The organism is Mycobacterium sp. MS1601 (assembly GCF_001984215.1).
GTDB lineage: Bacteria > Actinomycetota > Actinomycetes > Mycobacteriales > Mycobacteriaceae > Mycobacterium.
Window position 1 is genome coordinate 1,960,558 of the sequence record NZ_CP019420.1, and the last position, 23,505, is coordinate 1,984,062.

The window sequence follows — 23,505 nt, forward strand, 5'->3', positions numbered from 1 at the left end:
TCACTTTCGCAGGATGAGATCCAGCGCCTCGGCCCGAGATGCCTTGTCCGTCTTGAACTGTCCGCGAACAGCCGAGGTGGTGGTGACAGCACCCGGCTTGCGGATACCGCGCATCGCCATACAGAGGTGCTCGGCCTCCATCACGACGATGACACCACGCGGGTCCAGTTTGCGCATCATCGCATCAGCCACCTGGCCGGTCAGCCGTTCCTGGACTTGCGGCCGCTTGGCGTAGAGGTCGACCACGCGGGCCAGTTTGGACAGTCCCGTCACCCTGCCGTCGACCCCGGGGATGTAGCCGACATGGGCCACCCCGTGGAAAGCCACCAGGTGGTGCTCACACGTCGAGTACATCGGGATGTCCTTGACCAGCACCAGCTCGTCATGTTGCTCGTCGAACGTGGTGTTGAGTACGTCGTCGGGATTGGTGTACAGCCCGGCGAACATCTCCTGGTATGCCCGAGCCACCCGCGCCGGGGTGTCCACCAGACCTTGCCGGTCCGGGTCCTCGCCGATGGCGTACAGCAGTTCCCGCACCGCCGCCTCCGCGCGCGCTTGGTCGAACTCCGGGCGACTGTACGTCGCCGCGTGGGAGTTGGGCTGCGGCGCCGACGCCGCCAGGCCCCCAGTAGCCACTCGAGCCTCCGCTCTATGTCAGCCGTGGTCGGGTCGGTTGTGTCGACCCGCATCCTCGCCCCGGGAGTCCGGCCGTTCGCCGCCCTCCGGTCCAGGCTGACCATACTGCGGGGGGTAGGGCTGGTACGGGTAGGGCTGTTGCTGCCCCGGATATCCACCCTGGCCTTGGTAGCCGCCGGAATGCTGTCCCGGGTAGCCACCCGACGGCGGACCCCAGCCACCTGACGGCGGAGCGGGCTGCTGACCGGACGGCGGATACCACGGGCCCTGCGGCGGCTGCGGCGGCGGTTGCTGGCCGCGAGGCGGCCAACCCGGCGCGTGCCAACCGGCGGGAGCGCCGTAGTCCGGCTGCTTTGCGCCGGGAGCACCGTTGGAACCGTTGGGTGCGCCGTTGGATCCGTTGGAGCCGTTGTTCTTGCGTTCGGCCTCGCGGATCGCCTGCTTGAACGCCGGCTCGGGCAGCGGCTTGGGCCACTCCTCGCCACGCTCGATCGCCAGCTCGCCCGGAGTCTTGATGGGCGGCTTGTCGGACGGCACCCGGCCGCCGAAGTCGTCGAACGCGGTGATGCGGGGACGCTTCTTCACCGCGCTGAGGATGACCTCGAGTTCGGCGCGATGCAGCGTCTCCTTCTCCAGCAGCTCGCCGGCCAGTACGTCGAGGACGTCGCGGTTCTCGCTGAGCACCTCCCAGGCCTCGGTGTGCGCGGCTTCGATGAGCTTGCGCACCTCTTCGTCGATCTCGCGGGCCACTTCGTGGCTGTAGTCGGCCTGCGTGCCCATGGAACGGCCCAGGAACGGGTCACCGTGTTCGGTGCCGTACTTGACCGCGCCCAGCTTGGCGCTCATGCCGTACTCGGTGACCATGGCGCGGGCGATACGGGTGGCCTGCTGGATGTCCGACGACGCACCGGTGGTGGGCTCGCGGAAGATCAGTTCCTCGGCCGCGCGCCCGCCCATGGCGAACACCAGCCGGGCGATCATCTCCGAGCGGGTCATCAGGCCCTTGTCGTCCTCGGGCACCGAGACGGCGTGGCCGCCGGTACGGCCGCGCGCCAGGATGGTGACCTTGTAGATGGGCTCGATGTCCGGCATCGCCCACGCCGCGAGGGTGTGCCCACCCTCGTGGTAGGCGGTGATCTTCTTCTCTTCCTCGCTGATGATCCGGCTCTTGCGGCGGGGCCCGCCGATCACGCGGTCGACGGCCTCTTCGAGCGCCGCGCCGGAGATGATGGTGCCGTTCTCGCGGGCGGTCAGCAGGGCCGCCTCGTTGATGACGTTGGACAGGTCGGCACCCGACATACCCACGGTGCGCTTGGCCAGACCCTCGAGGTCGGCGTCCTCGGCGATCGGCTTGCCCTGCGAGTGCACCTTCAGCACTGCGCGCCTGCCGGCCAGGTCGGGCGCGGTGACCGGGATCTGGCGGTCGAAGCGGCCGGGCCGCAGCAGGGCCGGGTCCAGGATGTCGGGACGGTTGGTGGCCGCGATCAGGATGACGCCCTGGCGGTCGCCGAAGCCGTCCATCTCGACCAGCAGCTGGTTGAGCGTCTGCTCACGCTCGTCGTGCCCGCCACCCAGGCCGGCGCCACGTTGGCGGCCCACGGCGTCGATCTCGTCGACGAAGATGATGCAGGGGTTGTTCTGCTTGGCCTGCTCGAAGAGATCACGCACGCGGGAGGCGCCGACACCGACGAACATCTCCACGAAGTCCGAGCCGGAGATGGTGAAGAACGGCACACCCGCCTCGCCTGCGACCGCACGGGCCAACAGCGTCTTGCCGGTTCCCGGCGGGCCGTAGAGCAGCACGCCCTTGGGGATCTTGGCGCCCAGAGCCTGGTAGCGCGACGGGTTCTGCAGGAAGTCCTTGATCTCGTAGAGCTCTTCGACAGCCTCGTCGGCGCCCGCGACGTCGGCGAACGTGGTCTTGGGCATGTCCTTGGTGAGCTGCTTGGCCTTGGACTTGCCGAAGCCGAAGCCCATCCGGCCGCCGGACTGCATGCGGGAGAACATGATGAACAGGCCGACGAGCAGCAGCAGCGGAAGCATGTAGATCAACAGCGAACCGAGGACGCTGCCCTGGTTCACCACCGTGTTGATCTTGACGTTCTTGTCGCTGAGGTCGTTGAACAACGTGACGCCGTACCCGGTGGGGTACTTCGAGATCACCTGGGTGGAGTTCTCGGTGTCGCCGTTGCCCTCTTTGAGGTCGAGGCGGATCTGCTGCTCGCGGTCGTCGATCTGCGCGCTGTTGACGTTGTTGTCGCTGATCTGGGCGAGTGCGACGGACGTGTCGACGGGCTTGTAGCCGCGAGTGTCGTCGGAAAAATAGAAGAACGACCATCCGAGCAACAGCACCACGGCGATCACCGTGAGCGTGCGGATCAGGGTTTTACGGTTCATCAATATCGTCGGCCGGCATGCATGTCCTGCCAGCCAGGTCCTTCCAATGCGCGCGGGGAGAACTTCAAGGCTACCGCTAGGCCAACGATCCGCAGTTCCCACGGGCACCGAATCGTGATTTGGTGGGACTGTGCGGACGTCAACCCAGCGTTTGGTCGAGTCCTACGGGGCTGGACTCCAGCTGATCGAAGCGAGCCGACCAGCAGCTTCCCAGGTGCTGCTGAACATCGTGGCGGTGGTGCGGTGAACCGTCCGCTGAACTTCGGCGCCTTCATCACGCCCTTCCATCCGGTGGGACAGTCCCCCACCGTTGCGCTGGACTACGACCTGGAGCGGGTGGTGGCACTGGACCGGCTCGGATTCGACGAGGCCTGGTTCGGGGAGCACCATTCCGGCGGCTATGAGCTGATCTCCTGCCCCGAGGTGTTCATCGCCACGGCCGCGGAGCGCACCAGGCACATCCGCCTGGGCACCGGTGTGGTGTCACTGCCATACCACCATCCGCTCATGGTCGCCGACCGCTGGGTGCTGCTGGACCACCTGACCCGGGGCCGGGTGATGTTCGGGACCGGACCGGGCGCGCTGCCGTCGGACGCTTACATGATGGGCATCGACCCGGTGCGGCAGCGACCTATGATGCGCGAATCGCTCGAGGCCATCCTCGCGCTGTTCCGCGCAGCCCCCGGCGAGCGGATCGACCGGCAGACCGACTGGTTCACGTTGCGCGAGGCTGCTTTGCAGGTGCGGCCGTACACCTGGCCCTACCCGGAGATCTCGACCGCGGCCATGGTGTCGCCGTCGGGGCCGAGGCTCGCCGGGGCGCTGGGCACCTCACTGTTGTCGTTGTCGATGTCGGTGCCGGGTGGGTTCGCCGCGCTGGAGGATGCCTGGCAGATCGTCACCGATCAGGCCGAGAAGGCCGGGCGCGCGCAACCCGACCGGGCGAACTGGCGGGTGCTGGGCATCGTGCACCTGGCCGACAGCCGTGACCAGGCGATCGACGACTGCACATATGGCCTGCAGGATTTCGCGAAGTACTTCGGGGCCGCGGGCTTCGTGCCGCTGTCGAACACGGTGGACGGCACACCGCCGAATCCGCGGCAATTCGTCGCCGACTACGCCGCCAAGGGCAACTGCTGCATCGGCACGCCGGACGACGCCATCGCCTACATCTCGGGTCTGTTGGAACAGTCGGGGGGATTCGGCACATTTTTGATGTTGGGTCATGACTGGGCGGACCCGAGGGCCACCCTGCATTCCTACGACCTCTTCGCGCGCAAGGTGATCCCGTACTTCAAGGGCCAGTTGGCAGCACCTCAGGACTCCCACGACTGGGCCAGCGGCAAGCGCAGGGCACTGCTGGGCCGGGCGGGTGAGGCGGTGGTCAACGCCATCGAGGAACACACCCAGGAGAGCCAGCGGTGATGCGTGCCAGCGTGTTACGCAACGGCGCCATGGTGTTGCGCGACGACGTCCCGGATCCGGTACCCGGACCCGGCCAGGTGCTGGTGGAGGTACGGGCGTGCGGCATCTGCGGATCCGACCTGCATTTCGCCCGACACGGCGCCGAGATGATCGAACTCGCCAGACAGGTTCGCGACACGCCCATGAACACTGATCTGGACCTCGACGCCGACGTCTTCATGGGCCACGAATTCAGTGCCGAGATACTCGAAGCGGGCCCCGAGACCGACGCCCCGGCGCCGGGAACCCTGGTGACCTCACAGCCGATCCTGGTGTCCGGGGACCGAATCGATGGAATCGTGTTCAGCAACACCGTGATCGGTGGCTATGCCGAACGGATGCTGCTCTCGGCGCCGCTGCTGCTACCGGTGCCCAACGGGCTCGACGCACGGCGGGCGGCGCTGACAGAACCGTTGGCTGTCGGCATCCACGCCGTCAACAAATCCCGTATCCGCCCCGACGACACCGCGGTGGTGATCGGCGCCGGACCGGTGGGCATCTCGATCATCGCCGCGTTGCGCGCGGCCGGGGTGGAATCCGTCGTCGCCGCGGACTTCTCACCTGTGCGGCGCACTCTGGCGCAGACCATGGGAGCTTCCCGGACGGTGGATCCGGCGATGCAGTCACCGTTCGACGTGGCGCGGCCCTCGGTCGTGTTCGAAGCCGTCGGTGTACCCGGCATCATCGATGAGGCGATCCGCATGGCGCCGAGCAATTGCCGATTGGTCTCGGTGGGCGCGTCGATGCAGCCGGACACCGTGCGCCCGGCGTTCGCCGCCATGAAGAACATCACCGTGCAGTTCGTCTTTGGCCACAGCCCAAAAGAGTTCGCGTCAGCGCTGACCGCCATTGCCGACGGGGTGGTGGATGTGTCCCCGATGATCACCTCGACGGTGAGTCTCGACGGAGTGGGCGCGGCGTTCACCGGCCTGGCCGATCCGGAACGACACTGCAAGGTCCTGGTGACGCCTCAGGCGTGACATGGCATTGGGCGGCCGTGGTGTGACGTGACCATTGTCGCAGCTCACGCGATGAATCGAACGGCCTCGCGTGAGGCCGTCGATGCTGTCAACGCCGTCGGAACGTCACAGACCCGCCGCTCCGATCTGGACCTCACGTCCAACTGAATCGCCAGGTACTGATGGGGAATACGGGACGAGCAGCGACCGGGCGCTACCCACACCGGCCAAACCTCTGCCAACCGCCAGAATCTCTCTCCCAATCAAGGCCTTTCGTCGCTGGTCATTTCACGAACACGACGTTCTTCGTGAGATCGTTACGGGGTATGGTCAGCCGATTCGCCGCGAAGGCCGGGTCCGCATAGCCGATGCACAGCCCGCACAACAGCTGCAGTTCGTCAGGGATACCGAGATGTTCGCGCACCACATCGGGATAAAGCGTGGTGGACACCTGCACGCAGCTGTCGAGGCCACGCTCGGTCAGCGCCAGCAGCAGAGTCTGTAGGAACATGCCCACCCCAACGGCATCGGGCATGCCGAGATCGCGGTGCATGCAGACCATTCCGGCCACGGGGGCGTGGAAGAACTCAAAGTTGCGTAGCTGGGCGTTCCATCGGGCTGCCCCGTCCTCACGGGCAATCCCCATAGCGCCGTACACCTGCGCGCCCAGTTCACGACGTAGGGCGGCGAAGGAGTCCGGCAGGCCCGTTGCCGTGGGAGGGTTGGTTCGTGCCCGCTCAGACAGCGCGGCGGCGAGTGCGTCGCGACGCTCCCCCGAGGCGAGCAACAGCTGCCAGGGTTGCACGTTGGAATTCGACGGTGCCCGCATGGCCAACGTCAGCGCCTCGTGGAGGAGCTCTGGTGGAACAGGTTTGTCGGCCAAGAACATTCGTGAAGAGTGCCTACGGTGCACGATCTCGGCGAAGGTGTTCATCTCATACCGCCGATCCGCCGCCGTCGACGTGCAACGTGGTTCCGGTGATGAAGCTGGCACGCGGCGAGGCAAGGAAGAGGATGGCTTCGGCGATCTCGACGGGATCTGCGGTGCGCCCCAACGGCAGTGCCCTGCCTAGTTCTTCGTTAACGTCACCCCATTCTGCGGCCACTCCCTCGGTGGCGGTGGGTCCGGGCGCCACACTGTTGACTCTCACTCCGTGGCTGCCGAATTCCGCCGCCCAAGTCCGAGTCATCGATTCCAGCGCGGCCTTCGACGAGCTGTACACCGATGCACCTGCCACACCCTTGCTCGCCACCATCGACGTGACATTGACGATGGAACCACCGCCGCGGCGGATCATCGCCGGTACCACCTCGGCCACCAGAAAGTACACGCCGCGCACGTTGATCGCGTAGGTGCGTTCGAAGGAGTTGACGTCCTGGTCCACTGTCATGGCCCCCGGGAAGCTCGCCGCGTTGTTGACCACGATGTCGCCATCGAAGTGACGGGCCAGGTGGTCCACGGACGCCAGGTCGGTCATATCGGCCATGATGAACCGAACCCGGTCCCCCAGTTCTGCTGCGGCAGCAACACCCTTGGCGGCGTCGCGACCTGTGATGGTCACCATGGCGCCTGCGGCGGCGAGCAGCCGAGCCGTGGCCTTGCCGATACCAGCCGTGCCGCCGGTGACCAGGGCACTGTGCCCCTGCAATTCGCTCATCGCTTGGCCAGCCACTCGGCCAGGCTGGTGGCGGACAGCTGACCGTCCGGGCCGGGGACCATGCTGCTGCGCTGAACCGGGACGCCGAAGTAAGCCGCGGTGGGGTCGGTGAGCACCGGGATGTCCGTGCCCTGCTGGGCCAGCACCAGCTTCGCCATCGCGGCAAAGGCCATGGGCTCCGGGCCTGCGATGTTGCGTACCCCGTTGACGGGTGTGCCCGTCGCCACGTCGGCGACCTCGGTCGCGACGTCGTCGGCAGCAATGGGTTGGATCAGCGCATCCGGAGCGTGCACGGTGCCGTCGACGATCAGTGCTGCGGTGATGAGTTCGGTCAACTCGTGGAACTGGGTGGCGCGCACAATGGTGTAGGGCACGCCCGAGGCGGCGACAGTCATCTCCTGCAACACTTTTCCTCTCAGGTACCCACCGCCCTGCAGACCGGCGCCGACCCCCACGATGGACAGCAGGACATAATGGCGCACATCGGCCTTCTCGGCGGCGGCGGTGAGATTGGCCGAAGTGCCACGAAGAAGGCCAGTGCGGCGTCGTCCTCCATGGTGGGTGAGTTCAGAACGTCGATCAGCACGTCGGCACCTGACAGTGCCTCATCGAGGCCCACGCCCGTTGTGGCGTCCACGCCGGATTGCCGGGATGCGGCGGTGATGCGGTGCCCGGCTGTGGACAGCAACGACACCAGCCGGGTGCCGATCTGACCGGTGGCTCCGACAATGGTGATGTTCATGATGGATTCCGTTTCGGGCTGTCCAGCCACTGGTCGAAGGTCAGGTCCCCGGTCGCGCTGCCCGGGGTGCCCCGCAGCACACCGGAAGCCACTCCACGCCAGTACTTTCCGGGGAGGGCCACCCCGATGGGGCGCTTGCGTACGCCGTCATGGGCAAAGGTCTTGCGCACCAATCCCATCAGCGTGTCGTCACGCGGGCCCACCAGGTCGGTGGCGCAACCGCACGGCCCGGCTTCGGCCAGGTCGACCAGCCGCTGCGCGACTTCCGCGGCGGCGACGGTGCGCACCAGCATCTTGGGCACAAGGGCCACCGGACCCAACGTGCCCTGCGCCAGCGCTTGGCAGACGAACTCGTGGAACTGGGTAGCCCGCATGATCGTCCACGGCACCTGGGCTTGCATCACCACTTTCTCCTGCGCGACCTTGCCTGCGTAGTAGCCGGTGTTGATCGCGTCGATGCCGACGATCGACAGCACCAAATGGTGTCCGACGCCGTTGGCGCGTTCAGCATCGTGGAGGTTACGGGTGGCATCGGTGAAGAACTGCACGGCTTTTGCGGTGTTCATCGTCGTCTGGCTGCTGACGTCGATCACCACGTCCGCGCCCGTCAGCGCCTGCGTGAGACCCGCACCGGTGGTGACGTCCTGGCCCGAGTTGCGCGACAATGCCACCACGTCGTGGCCCCTGCGCCCCGCTTCGGCCACCACGTGGCGTCCGACGGTGCCGGTAGCGCCGGCGATCACGATCTTCATTTCGCCGGAACCCGGCGGTCGCGACGATCCTCGAGTTCGGCGTCGTCGACGATGACGAACATCTGCTCGCCGGGTTTGCACATCATGGTGACCAGGAACCGCAGCGGAACGTCATCGCGGTTGTTGCCATCGGAATAGTGAATGACGTCACCGCCCGGTTCCCAGAACGCCTCCCCGGCCTGGATCACTCGCGGTGCCTCACCTTCCAGCTCGAAGAGCATCTCGCCTTCGAGGACGTAGCCGAAACACGGCCCGCCCGGGTGGCGGTGCGGCGGTGCGCCCGTATCGCCGGGTCCCCATTCGATGATCGAGGTCATGACGTGCGCGTCGGCGGGAATCACCGGCGGCTCGACGCTCTGGATCACCTTCATGGCGCCCAACAATTTCTCGAACACGTCCGACATGACGCTGCCTCCAGATCTGTTCCGATGTGACTCTTCGAGCCTCGCACCGGAGCAGGAGCGTGCGAATCACGGAAAACCCGTAGTCCGTCCGTAGTGCACCGGGCGGTTCCCTCCGGTGCGCTGCACCCCCGGTCTGGGAGTCACGCTGGAAAATGCTCAGCTGGACGGCATCTCACTGCCGATCACACTGCGCTCATGCGCCTCGAGGGGCATACATGATGACAGCGACACCCAGAAGGCAGATAACCGCGCCGATGACATCCCATCGATCAGGCCGGAAGCCGTCCAAGGCCATGCCCCACACCAAAGAGCCGGCGACAAACACCCCGCCATAGGCGGCAAGGATGCGACCGAAGTTGGCGTCGGGCTGCAAGGTCGCAACAAAGCCGTATGCACCCAGCGCGATGACTCCCAGCCCGACCCAGACCCAGCCACGATGTTCCCGAACACCCTGCCAGACCAGCCACGCTCCGCCGATCTCGAGGAGCGCGGCGACCACGAACAGGGCCACGGACTTGGCGGTCATCATCAGGGCTGCTCCGTCTCAGGGGTATCGGTGGGAGGAGTTCCCAGCCGACCGTAGTGGAGCAGGCTCGGCGAGGACGCTGCGCGTCGGCAAGACACCTGCGAAACTCGCATCACAGCCGTCCCTTCCATGGTAAATGGGAAACCCGCCCGACCTTTCTGATCGGCCTCTTGTGACCGCACTCCGAGCACCCGACGCAGCGCTCACCGGTGAACTCGCGGAACTGCGCGAGTGCCGGCGGAACACCTGCTGCACCAGCATGATTGGGCCGGTTCCTGATGCCGGAACCATCGACCACGACTCCCGGCCGGTCACCACCGGCACCCCAGAAATGGGGTCACGGGCGCAGCCCGCGCCCGCGACTGGCAGATGTCGAGGCGCGCCGGCACACCGATAGCACCGTCGCTCGGGTCCACACCCGCAGGACTCGTTCCTCGCCCGGTCATCGGTCGCCGCACTATAAAGTGCGAAGCATGCGATCCCGCCTCACCGCCGTCCTTCTCGCCGGTCTCACCGCCGCCGCGGTCACCGCCTGCGACGCGGCCCCACCCGCGCCTCCGCTGCCCGGTGACACCCCGCGGCAGGTGACGGTGGTCGGGGAAGGCGACGTCCAGGGCACGCCGGATCTGATGACCGCCAGCGCCGGCATCAGCGTCATCGCCTCCGACGCCACCGACGCGATGAACCAGTCCACTGATCGTGTCAACCAGGTCAGGACCGCACTGGTGGAAGCGGGCATCGACGAATCCGACATCGCCACCGCCAACTTCTCCCTGCAGCCGCAGTACGGGGCAGACGGCGTCTCCGCCGAGCCCGTCGGCTACGAGGCCAACAACACCATGAACGTCACCATCCGCGACACTGCCGTCGCGGGCCGGGTGCTGGCACTCATCCAGTCCAGCGGCGGCAACGCCACCCGCATCAACTCGGTGGCCTACTCCTTCGCCGACGACTCGGAGCTGGTGAAAGACGCCCGTACCAACGCCTTCGAAGACGCTCAGGCCCGCGCACAGCAGTACGCCGACCTGTCCGGCCTGGAGCTGGGCAAGATCATCTCCATCTCCGAGACCGGCGGCGGTACGCCACCGCCGACGCCGATGCCGATGGAACGCGCCATGGCTGCCAGCCCGGTTCCGCTGTCGCCGGGCCAGCAGACGGTGTCGTTCTCGGTTACCGCAATCTGGGAACTCAGGTAGCCGAGACCTCAACCGGCAACCCGTTGAGCACCGCGGTGCCCGACAGCGGGTCCAGGAAGCTGCCGTCGTTGAGCTGGTTGACATTGACGCCCGGCTGCGTTGCCGCGACGTCCAACCGGGTGCCGTCCTGCCCGTGACCCCAGCCGTGTGGGATGGAGACCACCCCGGGCCGGATGGTGTCGGTGACCTCGACCGGGACGGTCAACTCACCGCCCGGTCCTTTCACCACCGCCGTGTCTCCCAAGCCGAGGTTCGCCGCGTCGTCCGGATGGATCTGCAGGGTGCAGCGGTTGGAGCCACCGGCCAGCGCGGGCACGTTGTGCATCCAGCTGTTGTTGGAACGCAGGTGCCTGCGCCCGATCAGCACGAATCGGTCGGGCACCGCATCCAGGGTGGCGGCCAGGCGCGCGGCGTCGGCCACCAGAGCGTCAGGAGCGAGTTCCACTGCGCCGGAGGCGGTCCGCAGCACCTCGGGAATGCGCGGCTGTAGCGGCCCCAGATCAACGCCGTGCGGAGCGTCCTTCAACCGCTCCAGGTTCAGCCCGTCGGGACGCGCGCCGAAGCCGTCGCCGTAGGCCCCCAGGCGCAGCATCATGTCGAGGCGCCTCTCGTATCCGGTATCGCCGGTCAGCTGGGCCGCCAACACCTCGGGGTCCAGCCCGGCCACCGGCGACTGCGGGTCGGCGACGGCCTTGCCCAGCGTCATCGAGATCACCTGCTGATCGGCCAGCGACGGGTCGGCGTCCAGGCCGGCGCCCAGGATCAGCAGTGCGATGCGGGAGAGGATCTCGGGTTCACTGGGCCTGTTCCCCAAGGGCAGCACCGGTGGTGAATACCGGGCGTTGTTGTGCACCGCGAGGTTGTTGAGCGCGAAGTCGAAGTGTGCAGCCTGCGACGGCGGTGGCGGCGGCAGCACGACGTCGGCGTGGCGGGTGGTCTCGTTGAGGTAGGGATCGATGCTGAGCATGAAATCGACACCCTCGAGTGCAGCTGCCAGGCGTTGCCCGTCCGGCGCCGAGAGCACCGGGTTGCCCGCCACAGTGATCAGCGCCCTGACCTGACCATCACCCGGGGTGATGATTTCCTCTGCCAGCGCGGTGGCCGGGAACTCCGAGGCCACCTCCGGATATCCGGAGACCCGGCTGTGCCAGCGTCCGGTGCTGAAACCGCGACCCGGTTTCGGTGTCCGTGGGGCCGGGGCGGTGGGCCCGAGGGGGAACATGGCACCACCTGGCCGGTCCAGATTGCCGGTGAGGATGTTGATGACGTCGATGAGCCAACTGCCCAGGGTGCCGAACTCCACCGTCGACGTCCCGATCCGGCCGTACACCGCGCACCGCGGTGCCGCCGCGATGGAGCGGGCCAGATCGCGGATGTCGTCGACCGTGACACCGCAGTACCTGGCGACGGCGGTGGGTGGGAAGTCGGCGGCCAGGGCCCGCACCTGCTCGACGCCGGTGACGTGTCCGCCGATACCGCCGAGATCCGGCGACGTGAGTCCCTCGGCGAACAGCACGTTGACCACCGCGAACAGCAGCGCGGCATCGGTGCCCGGGCGCGGTGCCAGGTGGCAGTCGGCCATCTCGGCGGTGCGGGTGCGACTTGGATCGATGACGGTGAGCCGACCGCCGCGACGGCGCAGTGCTTTGAGCTTGCCACCGAAATCGGCTGCGGTGGCGACACTTCCGTTGGACACCAGCGGGTTGGCGCCGATGACCACCAGGTGGTCGGTGCGGTCGAGGTCGGGCACCGTGAACGCGAACGCGTTGCCGTACAGACAGCCCTGCGCCACCTGCTTGGGCATCTGGTCCAGGGTGCTGGCACTGAACACGTAGCGGGTGCCCAGCGCTTTGATCACCAGCGGTGCGTAGAGCGCACCGGCGATGGTGTGGGCATTGGGATTACCCAGGTAGATGGCCGTCTGCTTTCCCGCAACCCGGCCCAGTCCGTCGGCCACCGCCGCAAAGGCCTCATCCCAGGTTGTCTCCACCAACTCACCGCCACGGCGTACCAACGGCCGGGTGAGCCGGTCGGGGTCGTTGTCGAGTTCGGCGAAGCTGGCGCCTTTGGGGCAGATGAACCCCGCGCTGAACACGTCGTCGCGATCTCCCCGGGCACCGGTGACCCGGTTGTCGTCGATGGTGAGAACCAACCCGCAGGTCGCTTCACACAACGGACAGATGCGCAGAGCAGTACCCATGGCAACAGTCTGCCGATCGAAAGCCGAAGCATGCAGAAATGTTTCACTCGAAAGTCAATCACCCAATAGTTGCTTGTATTCGTAATGCAACTGGAGCGTGAATCAACATATACGTAACACTATTTGCCTACTCTGCCTTTCGAACGAAAAGTAGCGGAAAGGACGTGGATGATGCAGATCGGCCTTGGCGTGTTCACGGGCGAGGTCCTCCCGGAGCAGGAGATCTCCCAGACGCGCCAGCTGCGGGACGAGATCGAACAGATGCGCACCGCCGAACAGGTTGGCCTGGATGCCGTGTGGATCTCCGAGCACCACTTCCTCGACAACGGCTACGTCGGCAGCGTGTTGCCCTACGCGGCCGCGGTGGCTCAGGCCACCGAGAGCATCACCGTGGGCATCTCGGTGGCACTCGCGCCGCTCTACGACCCCATCCGGCTGGCCGAGGACACCGCATTCCTCGACCAGCTCTCCGGAGGCCGGGCGGCACTGGGCGTGGCACTGGGTTACCGCGACATCGAGTACCAGGGCTTCGGGACCACGCGCTCCCGGCGCGTCCGCCAGATGGAAGACCTGTGCCTGCTGCTCCGCCGGGCGTGGGCCGACGGACCTATCGATTTCGAGGGAACTACCTACTCACGTAACGGTTTCGAGGTCTTTCCCAAGCCGGTCCAACCCGGTGGGGTGCCGCTACTGATGGGTGGGCATGCACCGGCCGCGATCGAACGAGCCGCACGGCTCGCCGATGGGTTCATCATGGACGGCGGCACCGACTCCCGAAAGTTCAAGGAACTGGGTCACAATCGCGATCTGTTCAGCCGCGTCGCCGAACTCGTCGGCGAATACCGAGCCGCACTCGACAATGCCGGCAAGGATCCACTGGCCGCCCCGGTGTATCTGACCCTCGGCGGGTTCCTGCACGAAGACGGTGCCGACGCCGCATGGCAGACCGTCCAGGACGGTTACATGTACACCCGCCGGGTGTACGGCGACTGGTACGGCCTGCCGCCCGCCGAGTACGCCGACTGGTACCCCGACCGGATGCCGCCGGAAGAACACGCCGCCCGCCGCAGTGAGATCTGGCTGGGCTCACCCGATGAGCTGGCACCCGGCTTCCGCAGACTGCGCGACGTCGTGGGCGACTCACTGCACGTGATGTTCCGCTGTCGATACCCCGGGATCTCTCACGAGGACACGGTGAAATCCATCCGCCTGCTGGGCCAGGTGCGTCAGGAGGTACTGGCGTGACGGCCACCCCCTTGGTGCGAATGCGTGGCATCGGTAAATCCTTTGGCACCAACACCGTTCTCGCCGGGGTTGATCTCGACATCGCACGCGGTTCGGTGGTGGTCATCCTCGGCCCCAGCGGTTCCGGGAAGTCGACCCTACTGCGGACCATCAACATGCTTACCCCACCCGATGCCGGCACGGTCGAATTCGACGGCGAGATCCTCCGACCCGCCACCGCAGGCTTGCCGTGGCGCTACCGCGCCGAACGCAGGGAGCTGGCTCGGCACCGCCGCGAGATGGGCATGGTGTTCCAGCACTTCAACGTCTTTCCGCACATGACGACGTTGGCCAACGTCACCCTGGCGCTGCGCAAGGCCCAGGGGCTCAGCGGGCCGGAGGCCAAAGAAGTTGCGATGGAACGCCTTCGAGCCGTCTCCCTGGACGCCAAGGCCCAGGCCTACCCGGATTCCCTGTCCGGAGGCCAGAAGCAGCGCCTGGCCATCGCCCGCGCCCTGGCGCTCAAGCCCAAGCTGATGCTGTTCGACGAGGCGACGAGCGCACTGGACCCAGAACTCGTCAAAGGGGTGCTCGATGACATGCGTGAACTCGCCGCCACCGGCATGACCATGGTGGTCGTCACCCACGAGATCCCCTTCGCCCGAGACGTCGCCGACCGCATCGTCTTCATGGCTGACGGCCGCATCGTCGAAGAAGGACCCGCAGCCCAGTTCTCCGACCCGCTTCACGAACGCACCCGCGCCTTCCTCTCGGCGCTGGCCCCCTAGGCGCGGCAGATGTTGTTCAACGAGCGGATCATCGCAGAAGCACTCCCCGCGATGCTCGAAGGACTGGTACTCACCGTCGAGATCGCGGTGTGGGGCATGGTGGTGGCCCTTGGCATCGGGCTCGGCGTCGCCGCCGTGGGGCTGTCCCGCTACGGGGCGCTGCGGGCCGCCGCGAACTTGTGGCTCACATTGCTGCGCGGGGTTCCACTGCTGGTCTTCATGTACTGGCTCTACTACGGCATGCCACAGGCCACCGGGGCGAACCTCGGCCCGTTCCTGGCAGCAGTCCTGGCACTGGGACTGACCGGCTCGGCCTACATGGCCGAAGTGTACCGGTCCGGCCTGCAGGCTGTCGATGTCGGGCAACACGAGGCGTCGGCCGCGCTCGGCCTGCCCGGAATGACAGCCTTCTGGCGGGTGACGTTCCCACAGGCGGCCAGGTTCATCATCGGCCCGTCTATCAACGTGTTCGTCGGACTGCTCAAGGGTGCCACCATCGTCTCCGTCATCGGCGTCGCCGACATGCTCTACGTGGCCAAACAGGTCTCGACACGGTCCTTCGCCCCCTTCGAGCTGTACTCCACAGCAGGTGTCATCCTGATCGCCATCACCGTCGTGGTGGCCCTCGCCGGCCTGTTGATCGAACGGCGTCTGGACCGGGGACGGGTGCGCCATGGGTGATTTCGAGCTCGACTTCTCCCCGGTATGGGTGAACATGCCGAAGCTGCTGGCAGGATTCGGGGTCAGCATGCTGGTCGCAGTGGCAGCCATGGCGGCCGCACTGCTGGCTGGTATCGGCATCGCCCTGTTGAGCACCTCGCGGTGGCGCACACTGCGCTGGCTCGCGTTCTCCTACATCCAGGTGTTCCGCGGCGTGGCCCTGTACGTGCTGATCATCTGGGTGTACTTCGGCCTCGCGATCAGCCTGCAGGTCAGTTTCGCACCCATTCCGGCCGGGATCATCTCGCTGGCACTGCTCAACAGTGCGTACCTGGCAGACATCATCCGCACCGGTCTGCAGCGTCTCGACCCCGGCCAACGCGAAGCTGGTGACACGCTGGGGCTGGGCCGCACCACAACCATGCTGCACGTCGAGTTGCCGCAGGCGCTGCGGGCGATGATCCCGGCGATCGGCAACCAGTTCACCGACGTACTGAAGGACACGTCGCTGCTGGCGATGATCGCTGTTCCCGAACTCATGTTCCAGTCGCAGCGCCTGGCACAGACCTCGTTCTCCCCGTTCGAGTTCTACAGCTTCGCCGCCGTGCTCTACATCGTCGCCGTCGCATTCATCACCTGGGGAGTGCGCCGCCTCGAACGCTCCGGCCGCGGGCGCAGCACCCACATCGAACCGGTTGCCGTCGACCAAGTGACCGAGACACCGCTGCCGGTGTCCACAGTGCCCGAAACGCGAAGGTAAGGACCCGCAAGCGATGACCACCGCAACCCCCCGCACCGTGCTGGTGACTGGCGCCGGATCCGGAATCGGCCGCGGCATTGCCACCGCGTTCGCCGACGCGGGTGACCATGTGGCGGTGCTCGACCGCGACGAAGCCGCCGCGGCGGCCACGGTCGAGTTGATCATCGCAGCCGGCGGGTCAGCGAAGGCACACGGACTGGACGTCTCCGACACCCTGGCCGTCCGTGAATGTGTGGCCACGCTGGCTCGCGAACACGGCACATTGGACGTCCTGATCAACAACGCCGGCGTCGCCCGTGCCAAGCCGTTCGCCGATTACGACGTGGCGGACTGGGATCTGATGCTCGGCGTCAACGCCAAGGGCGCGTTCTTCGTCCAGCAGGCGACCGCCGAGCACATGGTCGCCGCCGGTCGCGGCAAGGTCGTCAACATCGCGTCCACCGCCGCCTTCGTGTCGTCGTCGACTCCCGAGAGCATCTACGACCTGTCCAAGGCAGCCGTCCGGCAACTCACGGTGTCCACCGCCGTCGAACTCGCCCCACACGGAGTGAACGTCAACGCCATAGCACCGGGCACCATCGCCACCGACTTGACTCTCGCCGTGCTCGACACCCCGGAGAAACTGTCCAAGGCCGGCCAGAAGATCCCGGCGCGCCGACTCGGCACACCGGCCGACATCGCGGGCGCCGCACTGTTTCTGGCGTCCGACGCCGCAGATTACATCCACGGGCACACCCTCGTCGTCGATGGTGGCTGGCTCCTCGAATGAACCCCTCAACCCACCATCGAAAGGCACTCTCCATGACCGAATCCCCGCGCATCTTCGGTTCTCGACGCGCCATCCTGACCGGCGGCCTGGCCGTTGGCTCCGCAGCGGTAGTGGCCGCCTGCACCAGCACGGCGTCGCCGTCCGGCTCAGGGTCCGCCGCCTCCTCCGATGATCTGTTGCAGCGCATCATCTCCGACGGAAAAGTGCGCCTGGGGGTGGATCTGACGTTTGCGCCCTTGCAGTTTCGCGACGACAACGACGAGCCCACCGGCTACTCGATCGAACTGACAAAGATGATCCTGGCCGATCTCGGAGTCGAGATCGAATGGGTGGAGATGGAATTCTCGCAGCTGTTCGCCGGTCTGGTCGCCGACCGGTTCGACATGACCGGGATCCCCGCGACCATCCTGCCGTCACGGGCCCAGCAGGTTCTGTTCAGTACCCAGCCGGCGTTCATCGAATCCAATGTGATCCTGCAGCGTCCCGGACTGTCACTACGTAGCGAAGCCGACTTGAACAACCCCGACATCACCATCGCGGTGCTGGCGGGGTCGTCTCAGGAAGCCGCGGTGCCGCTGCTGTACCCCAACGCCAAAACCAAGAGCCTGGGCAACCAGGAGGCCATCCAGGACGTCGCCTCGGGGCAGTCCGACGTCAGTATGCTCAGCGAGTTCAACATCGCCGATGCACTCGAGCAGTACCCGAATCTGACTGTGCTGCCGGGTCCTTCGTCCTTGGTGGACGTCAACACCTACTTCGTGCCGGCCGGCCAGTTCGGCCTCAAGTCCTACATCGACAACGCCCTGCTGTACCTCACCTCGCACGGCACACTCGCCGGGCTGTGGAACCAGTGGGTGGGCAATGCCGCCACTGCCGCGGGTCTACCGACGGTGCCGGTGCGATTCCCCTACCTCAACGGAGCCGCGTGACCCCGTTGGGGTCACGCGTACTCAGCGACGGCGCCACCGTCGTCACCGGAGCGGCAGGTGGGCTGGGCTCACGCACAGCCCACCTGATCGCTGCGGCCGGTGGTGACCTGGTGCTCGTCGACCGCGACGAGCACCGGTTGGCGCACACAGCCCAAGACTTGCGCAGCCACGGAGTGCGGGTGCTGACGGTTGTCGGCGACGTCGCCACCGAGGAACTCGCCCACGCTGTCGTGGCCGCCGGGCGAACTCTGCCCGGTGGCCTGGGGCGGGCGTTCCTCAACGCCGGTATCGACCCACTGGCGGCCCGCTCCGTGGTCGACACCGACGTGGCGTTGTGGGACCTGGTGATGGCGGTCAACGTGCGCTCGGCGTTTTTGCTCACGCGCGCGCTCATCCCGGAGCTCATCGACGGCGGGGGTGGGTCGATCGTGATGACCGCTTCCAGCGCAGCGCACCGGGCGGCTACCGACGAGGCCGCCTACACCGTATCCAAAACCGCACTTCTTGGCCTGGCCCGTTCCATCGCCGTCGACTTCGGCGCCAACGGGATCCGGGCCAACTGCGTCAGCCCGGGCCCACTGGAATCCGTCATGACCGACCGCCGGATCGACATGAGCGCGGCCGAACTGGAACGGCGGCGCAGCGTGGTCGAGTCGATGGTTCCGTTGGGGCGCGAGGGCAGCTACGACGAAGTGGCCCGCTGCGTGGTCTTTCTCCTGGGGCCCGACAGCTCCTATGTGACGGGCACAGCGCTGGCCGCCGACGGCGGGCTGGTTAGCTGAGGGTCCGCCGAAAGACGAGGAATCACAGACCATGACGACTGGTTCGGGAGACCACACAGGGATGCAGGGCCTGTCCAAAGCGGTGGCTCGCGCCAGCGCGCGCGTCGACCTCGATGACACCGACCGCGCAATCCTGGCCCTACTGGCTGCCGACGCCAGGATGTCGCAACGACAGATCGCCAAGCAGATAGGCATGTCGGCCCCGTCGGTCGGCGAGCGCATCGCCAAGCTGGAACGGTCCGGGGTGATCAAGGCCTACTCGATCACCGTCGACTGGGCCGCCGTCGGCCTTCCGATCCTGGTCTATCTGCCCGTCACCATCGCACCGGGAACCGATCTGGAGGAACTGCTCATGCAGTTGCGTGCGGTTCCCGAACTCGAACAGCTGTCCGTGGTGACGGGAGGCTACGACCTGGTCGCACGATTCCGGGTGAGCGACTACAACCACCTGCAGAAGATCCTGCTCGATCGGCTGTACCCGATCCGTGGACTACAGCGCTTCGAGACGCTGCTGAGCCTCGGCGAGGTGCCGGTGGAAGACCTGTGGACACGCACGTTCGGCGTGCCGGCAGATCCCGAGAGTTAGTGGCTGTAGACCTTCGGTTCCAGCGTCCCGATGTAGGGCAGATCCCGATAGCGTTCGGCGTAATCGAGGCCGTACCCGACGACGAACTCGTTGGGGATGTCGAAACCGATATAGCTGACGTCGAGTTCGGCACGTACCGCCTCGGGTTTACGCAACAGAGTGCACACCCGCAACGAGCGGGGATGCCGGGTGGCGAGGTTGCGCAGCAACCACGACAACGTGAGCCCCGAATCGATGATGTCCTCGACTATCAGCACGTCGCGGTCGTGGATGTCACGGTCCAGATCCTTGAGGATGCGCACCACGCCGGACGACGACGTGGACGAACCGTACGAGCTGACGGCCATGAACTCCAGTTGGGTGGGCAGCGGGATCGCCCTGGCCAGATCGGTGACGAACATGACGGCGCCTTTGAGGACCGTGATCAGGAGCAGGTCCTGACCTGCGGAGGCGTCACGGTAGTCCGCGCCGATCTGCGCTGCCAGTTCGGCAGTCTTGTCCCGGATCTGTTCCTCCGAGAGCAATACCGACCTGATGTCCCCGGGATACAACTCGGCGGTATGCGAAGGCACGAGTCACAGCTTAGCCGGGTCGACGAGGCGGTGACGAAGGAGCCGGGGTGGGGGGCTCAGGGTCCGGCTCATCAGATCTGGCCCGAAGGCCGGACCGGCTCGCGATAGAGCACCAGATGACCGTCGCGGCGGCCCGCGAACAGCCGCTGATCGCGCAGTCGGCTGGGCACCGCCACCCCCCCTTGGCCGTGCCAGGTGGTCACGAGCGCGTCGACCGCCCTGATCTGTTTGTCGGTGAGCCCGACGGCTCCACCCGCCAGCAGCCAGCGTCGCAGGACCCGGCGCCGCACGGCAGCCGGGTGATCAGCCACCGCGTCCACGGGCAGCCGGTCGCTTCTGACGTCGAGCCAGATCTGTTCAGCGAGCGCGTCGAGGACGTCACCGTCCTCCTGTAGCGCTGCCGCCGTGCGGGCCAGCGCAGGCGCGACCCCGCCGCCCAGGATGTCTTCCAGCAGAGGCAGGACCTCGATCCGCAGTCGCGACCGGGTGAACCGGCTGTCGATGTTGTGCGGGTCCTGCCAGGGTGTCAGGCCCAGTTCCTGACAGGCCGCCTCGGTGTCGTGACGGCGTAGGTGCAACAAGGGCCGGCCCCACGGCGGATCCCATGACCTGATCCCAGCGATGGACCGCGGACCCGAACCGCGCCCCAGGCCCATCAGCACCGTCTCGGCTTGATCATCGAGGGTGTGGCCGATCAGCACCGGCGCGTGGTCGCGTGCCTGCTGCAGCGCCTCGTACCGGGCGGTGCGGGCGGCCGCCTCCGGACCACCCGCGGTGCCGACCTTCACCGTAAGAACCTGTGCATCAACACATCCCAGTTCCAGCGCGTGCGCACGCGCTTTTCCTGCCACCGCAGCGGAGCCAGGCTGCAGGCCGTGATCGACGACGAGGGCAACGGTGGGCAACACCGCGGCAGCACCAGCTGTCAACGCCAGCGAATCCGCGCCGCCGGACAGTGCGACGCACCAGCGTTTCGCCTCGGGGACGTGGCATTTCGCGAAGGCGGACACCGCGGCGGCGATGCGGCCTACAGGACTCTGTCGATCCATTTCTCGGGGTGATCGATCTCGTCGGGAAGCGGAAGGGTCTCACTGTTGGTCCACACCGTATTGAACCGGTCCATGCCGACCCGGCCCACCACGTCGTCGACAAACGCCTTGCCCCTGGTGTACTGCGCCAGCTTGGCGTCCACACCCAACAGTGCACGCAGAATCCGTTGCAGCGGTGGCTGCTTGCGCGTCCTGCGCTCTTCGAACCTGTGCCGGATCGAGGCGACTGTGGGTACCACCGCCGGGCCCACCGCGTCCATCACGTGATCGGCGTGCCCCTCCAGCAGGGTGCCGAGCACCAACAGTCGGTCCAGCGCCTGACGTTGCTCATCCGACTGAACGGCGCGCATGAGGTCCAGGACGCCACCGCCAGTCGAATCTCCTTCTGCGCGGCGTTGTTTGACGAACTCACTGAGCCTGCCGACCATGGCCCCGAAGTCGTCACTGCTGTCGGCGGTGAGCACCTCCAGCGTCGATTTCATGTAGCCGGCCAGCCACGGGTTGGCGGTGAACTGGACGCGGTGCGTCACCTCGTGCAGACACACCCACAGTCGAAAATCCTTGGGCGACACCCGGAGTTGGCGCTCCACCGCGATGATGTTCGGATAGACCAGCAGTAGGCAGCCGCCGCCGTCGTCCGTCAAAGACACGAACGGGTCGTACTGCCCGAGGATGCCCGAGGACACGAACGCCAGCACCGCCCCCGTCTGGGCGCCGGTGACGCGGCCCGTCAGGACACCCTTGGGCGTCGCCGCACCGCCCGTCATGGCGCGCATCGATTCCGTCGCGGCCTTGATCCACTCGGGGCGATCCACGATGCGGGCCTCGGGCACCGTGCCGTCGGTATGCAGTCGGGTGACATCACGCACCGGCGGCTCCGCCGCTTTGGACGACTCCGCCAGCTGTGAAATCGCCTGGTGCCGGGTGTATTCGGTGGCGGGTGGAGCAGAACGGGCGAGCTTCGCCCCGACCGTGGCCGCAAAGCCCCAGTCAACCGCCGCTCCGATGGAACTACCGCTCATTTCTCGCACCCACACGACCGTAGCGTGGCCGCCAGCACGTCGAGCGCGATGCGGCCGGTGGGCCCCGCGTCGTTGGAGACGAACGCGAAGGTGAGGACCCGGCCGCTGGCATCGGTGATCACACCTGCCAGCGTATTGGTGCCCGTCAGACTCCCGGTCTTGGCCCGTAGCCAGCCGGCTGCGGTTCCGGTGACGTCATCGTGGTACCGGTTCGACAGCGTGCCACTTCCCCCCGCGACGGGCAGCAGGTCCAGCAGTGGGCGCAGCCGCGGGTGTTCCTGGCCTGCGGCCGCCAACATCACGTCATCGAGGGTGTGGGCGGTCAGCCGGTCGTCGATCGACAGGCCGCTGGAATCGAGCAGATGGGCGCCGTCGAGGTTGATGTCGGCGTCGCGCAACTGCTCCAGCACCGCGTCGGCGGCACCAGCGAAGCTGAGCGGTTTGCCCGCGGCGGCCGCGACCTCTCGGCCGATGGTCTCGGCCATGACGTTGTCGCTGGCGCCCATCATCTGTCGCAGGCGCTCGATCAGCGGCGCCGACTGCACCGAGACGATCTCCGAGCCCTTCGGCGCGCGCGGCACCAAAGTGACCCTGGCCGGGTCGACCCCCAGACCCGCGGCCAGCGCCCGGCCGGCATCCAGGGCAGGGGTGTGCGAGCGTCGAGAGTCATAGCTGGTGGGCTGGGTGCGTCCGGCATCGAGCATCACCGACTGGATGGGTGCGATGTCGCCGAGGTCGATGTCCAGCGGGTCCCAGCCCGGCGCCATGTCCGGGCCGGTGTACAGCGAGGTGTCGACCTGAACATCGGTCACCTTGATGCCGCGGGCGCGGACCCCGTCCACCAGATCACTGATCCGCGCGGCATCGCGGTACCAGGTGTCCTCGTCGGCCGGGGCTGCCGAGAGCACCGGATCACCTCCACCCACCAGCACGATCACTCCCGGCGTGGTGCCGGCGTACACCGTTGTGGTCAGCCGCTCGTCGCGGTCGAGCGTCAGCAGCGCAGCGGCCGCGGTCAGCGATTTGTTGGTCGAGGCCGGTTGCATCGGCACGTCGTCGCGTTGCTCCCACAACACCTCACCGGTCGAGGCGTCGGTGATGCGGCCGGTCAGGTTCCCGAGATTCGGGTCGGCCAGTGCCTGCGCGAGGGCACGGGCCAGCCCGGCCCGGGTGGGCGACGGCGCCCCGTCGGCCACCGGGACCACAGCCGGGTCGGCGGTGACGGCAGCGGGCTGCGCGGTGATCTGCGGGTCGGGCTGCTTCTTGCCGCCGGTGACCAGCGCGGCAACGGCCACCACGATGGCGACCAGCACCACGACTCCGGCGCCGAGCGCCAGATGCGTGGACTTCCGCCAACGACCGGGACGCATGCAGTGCAGAGTAGCGCTGCACTAGGGTTTGTCCCGACGACTACAGACTTCAGGAGAGCC

The 23,505-nt window shown here is 66.8% G+C and carries 25 protein-coding genes; 11 read left to right on the forward strand and 14 right to left on the reverse strand.

Going from position 1 to position 23,505, the window contains the following annotated elements:
• A complete protein-coding gene (gene folE / locus BVC93_RS09635; protein WP_083740933.1) occupies positions 1–621 on the reverse strand; it encodes a GTP cyclohydrolase I FolE in 621 nt (206 codons plus the stop codon).
• Positions 622–654: 33 nt separating this feature from the next.
• The gene (ftsH, locus tag BVC93_RS09640; RefSeq protein ID WP_083736972.1) at positions 655–3,033 is read right to left on the reverse strand and encodes an ATP-dependent zinc metalloprotease FtsH; all 2,379 of its coding nucleotides are present in this window, start codon (positions 3,031–3,033) and stop codon (positions 655–657) included.
• Between the two features lie 243 nt (positions 3,034–3,276).
• Between ftsH and BVC93_RS09645 the strand changes: the two genes are divergently transcribed.
• Together BVC93_RS09645 and BVC93_RS09650 are read left to right on the forward strand one after the other, a co-directional pair.
• Positions 3,277–4,458 carry an LLM class flavin-dependent oxidoreductase gene (locus BVC93_RS09645; RefSeq protein ID WP_083736973.1) on the forward strand — a complete coding sequence of 394 codons (1,182 nt, stop codon included), beginning with the start codon at positions 3,277–3,279 and terminating at the stop codon, positions 4,456–4,458.
• Positions 4,458–5,477, forward strand: a complete 1,020-nt coding sequence (locus tag BVC93_RS09650) for a zinc-binding dehydrogenase (RefSeq protein WP_083736974.1) — start codon at positions 4,458–4,460, stop codon at positions 5,475–5,477. Before BVC93_RS09645 ends, BVC93_RS09650 begins: the two co-directional genes overlap by 1 nt.
• 262 nt (positions 5,478–5,739) lie before the next feature.
• Here the strand turns inward: BVC93_RS09650 and BVC93_RS09655 are convergent, their stop codons facing one another.
• The 7 genes from BVC93_RS09655 to BVC93_RS09680 all read right to left on the reverse strand — a co-directional run bounded on the left by BVC93_RS09655 (position 5,740) and on the right by BVC93_RS09680 (position 9,541).
• The gene (locus tag BVC93_RS09655; RefSeq protein ID WP_083736975.1) at positions 5,740–6,390 is read right to left on the reverse strand and encodes a nitroreductase; all 651 of its coding nucleotides are present in this window, start codon (positions 6,388–6,390) and stop codon (positions 5,740–5,742) included.
• A gap of 1 nt (position 6,391) precedes the next feature.
• Positions 6,392–7,114, reverse strand: a complete 723-nt coding sequence (locus tag BVC93_RS09660; RefSeq protein WP_083736976.1) for an SDR family NAD(P)-dependent oxidoreductase — start codon at positions 7,112–7,114, stop codon at positions 6,392–6,394.
• Positions 7,111–7,596 carry an SDR family oxidoreductase gene (locus BVC93_RS09665; RefSeq protein WP_335583128.1) on the reverse strand — a complete coding sequence of 162 codons (486 nt, stop codon included), beginning with the start codon at positions 7,594–7,596 and terminating at the stop codon, positions 7,111–7,113. Before BVC93_RS09665 ends, BVC93_RS09660 begins: the two co-directional genes overlap by 4 nt.
• Positions 7,530–7,856 (reverse strand): NAD-dependent epimerase/dehydratase family protein, encoded by a 327-nt coding sequence (locus tag BVC93_RS34600; protein ID WP_335583129.1) that lies wholly within the window; start codon positions 7,854–7,856, stop codon positions 7,530–7,532. Before BVC93_RS34600 ends, BVC93_RS09665 begins: the two co-directional genes overlap by 67 nt.
• Positions 7,853–8,608 carry an SDR family oxidoreductase gene (locus BVC93_RS09670; protein ID WP_083736977.1) on the reverse strand — a complete coding sequence of 252 codons (756 nt, stop codon included), beginning with the start codon at positions 8,606–8,608 and terminating at the stop codon, positions 7,853–7,855. The genes BVC93_RS34600 and BVC93_RS09670 overlap by 4 nt, the downstream gene beginning before the upstream one ends.
• Positions 8,605–9,012 carry a cupin domain-containing protein gene (locus tag BVC93_RS09675; protein WP_083736978.1) on the reverse strand — a complete coding sequence of 136 codons (408 nt, stop codon included), beginning with the start codon at positions 9,010–9,012 and terminating at the stop codon, positions 8,605–8,607. Before BVC93_RS09675 ends, BVC93_RS09670 begins: the two co-directional genes overlap by 4 nt.
• Positions 9,013–9,205: 193 nt before the next feature.
• Positions 9,206–9,541, reverse strand: a complete 336-nt coding sequence (locus BVC93_RS09680) for a YnfA family protein (RefSeq protein ID WP_083736979.1) — start codon at positions 9,539–9,541, stop codon at positions 9,206–9,208.
• A 470-nt stretch (positions 9,542–10,011) separates the two neighbouring features.
• Here BVC93_RS09680 and BVC93_RS09685 point away from each other — a divergent pair, with 470 nt between their 5' ends.
• Positions 10,012–10,734: an SIMPL domain-containing protein gene (locus BVC93_RS09685; RefSeq protein ID WP_157516836.1), complete on the forward strand. Its 723-nt coding sequence runs from the start codon at positions 10,012–10,014 to the stop codon at positions 10,732–10,734.
• Here BVC93_RS09685 and BVC93_RS09690 read toward each other — a convergent pair.
• Positions 10,727–12,934, reverse strand: coding sequence for a molybdopterin-dependent oxidoreductase (locus BVC93_RS09690; RefSeq protein ID WP_083736981.1), 2,208 nt, complete (start codon positions 12,932–12,934; stop codon positions 10,727–10,729). The two genes, BVC93_RS09685 and BVC93_RS09690, sit on opposite strands and share 8 nt — an antisense overlap.
• Positions 12,935–13,102: 168 nt before the next feature.
• Between BVC93_RS09690 and BVC93_RS09695 the strand changes: the two genes are divergently transcribed.
• From BVC93_RS09695 to BVC93_RS09730, 8 genes are read left to right on the forward strand one after another with little or no spacing between them, the layout of a single operon-like run.
• A complete protein-coding gene (locus BVC93_RS09695) occupies positions 13,103–14,179 on the forward strand; it encodes an LLM class flavin-dependent oxidoreductase (RefSeq protein ID WP_083736982.1) in 1,077 nt (358 codons plus the stop codon).
• Positions 14,176–14,946: an amino acid ABC transporter ATP-binding protein gene (locus BVC93_RS09700; RefSeq protein ID WP_269466574.1), complete on the forward strand. Its 771-nt coding sequence runs from the start codon at positions 14,176–14,178 to the stop codon at positions 14,944–14,946. The genes BVC93_RS09695 and BVC93_RS09700 overlap by 4 nt, the downstream gene beginning before the upstream one ends.
• A 9-nt stretch (positions 14,947–14,955) precedes the next feature.
• Positions 14,956–15,627, forward strand: coding sequence for an amino acid ABC transporter permease (locus tag BVC93_RS09705; RefSeq protein ID WP_083736983.1), 672 nt, complete (start codon positions 14,956–14,958; stop codon positions 15,625–15,627).
• Positions 15,620–16,366, forward strand: coding sequence for an amino acid ABC transporter permease (locus BVC93_RS09710; protein WP_083736984.1), 747 nt, complete (start codon positions 15,620–15,622; stop codon positions 16,364–16,366). Before BVC93_RS09705 ends, BVC93_RS09710 begins: the two co-directional genes overlap by 8 nt.
• Before the next feature lie 13 nt (positions 16,367–16,379).
• The gene (locus tag BVC93_RS09715; protein WP_083736985.1) at positions 16,380–17,135 is read left to right on the forward strand and encodes an SDR family NAD(P)-dependent oxidoreductase; all 756 of its coding nucleotides are present in this window, start codon (positions 16,380–16,382) and stop codon (positions 17,133–17,135) included.
• 32 nt (positions 17,136–17,167) lie between these two features.
• Positions 17,168–18,064: an ABC transporter substrate-binding protein gene (locus BVC93_RS09720; protein ID WP_192860250.1), complete on the forward strand. Its 897-nt coding sequence runs from the start codon at positions 17,168–17,170 to the stop codon at positions 18,062–18,064.
• Complete coding sequence (locus BVC93_RS09725; RefSeq protein WP_192860251.1) at positions 18,061–18,846, forward strand: SDR family NAD(P)-dependent oxidoreductase; 786 nt, start codon at positions 18,061–18,063, stop codon at positions 18,844–18,846. The genes BVC93_RS09720 and BVC93_RS09725 overlap by 4 nt, the downstream gene beginning before the upstream one ends.
• A 31-nt stretch (positions 18,847–18,877) precedes the next feature.
• Positions 18,878–19,432 (forward strand): Lrp/AsnC family transcriptional regulator, encoded by a 555-nt coding sequence (locus tag BVC93_RS09730; RefSeq protein ID WP_083736988.1) that lies wholly within the window; start codon positions 18,878–18,880, stop codon positions 19,430–19,432.
• Here BVC93_RS09730 and hpt read toward each other — a convergent pair.
• The 4 genes from hpt to dacB all read right to left on the reverse strand — a co-directional run bounded on the left by hpt (position 19,429) and on the right by dacB (position 23,445).
• Complete coding sequence (gene hpt / locus BVC93_RS09735) at positions 19,429–20,004, reverse strand: hypoxanthine phosphoribosyltransferase (RefSeq protein WP_083736989.1); 576 nt, start codon at positions 20,002–20,004, stop codon at positions 19,429–19,431. The two genes, BVC93_RS09730 and hpt, sit on opposite strands and share 4 nt — an antisense overlap.
• A gap of 71 nt (positions 20,005–20,075) precedes the next feature.
• Entirely contained in the window at positions 20,076–21,053 is a 978-nt protein-coding gene (tilS, locus tag BVC93_RS09740; protein ID WP_083736990.1) for a tRNA lysidine(34) synthetase TilS, read from the reverse strand.
• A complete protein-coding gene (locus tag BVC93_RS09745) occupies positions 21,032–22,075 on the reverse strand; it encodes a zinc-dependent metalloprotease (protein WP_083736991.1) in 1,044 nt (347 codons plus the stop codon). The genes tilS and BVC93_RS09745 overlap by 22 nt, the downstream gene beginning before the upstream one ends.
• Entirely contained in the window at positions 22,072–23,445 is a 1,374-nt protein-coding gene (dacB, locus tag BVC93_RS09750; RefSeq protein ID WP_083736992.1) for a D-alanyl-D-alanine carboxypeptidase/D-alanyl-D-alanine endopeptidase, read from the reverse strand. Before dacB ends, BVC93_RS09745 begins: the two co-directional genes overlap by 4 nt.
• Positions 23,446–23,505 lie beyond the last annotated feature (60 nt).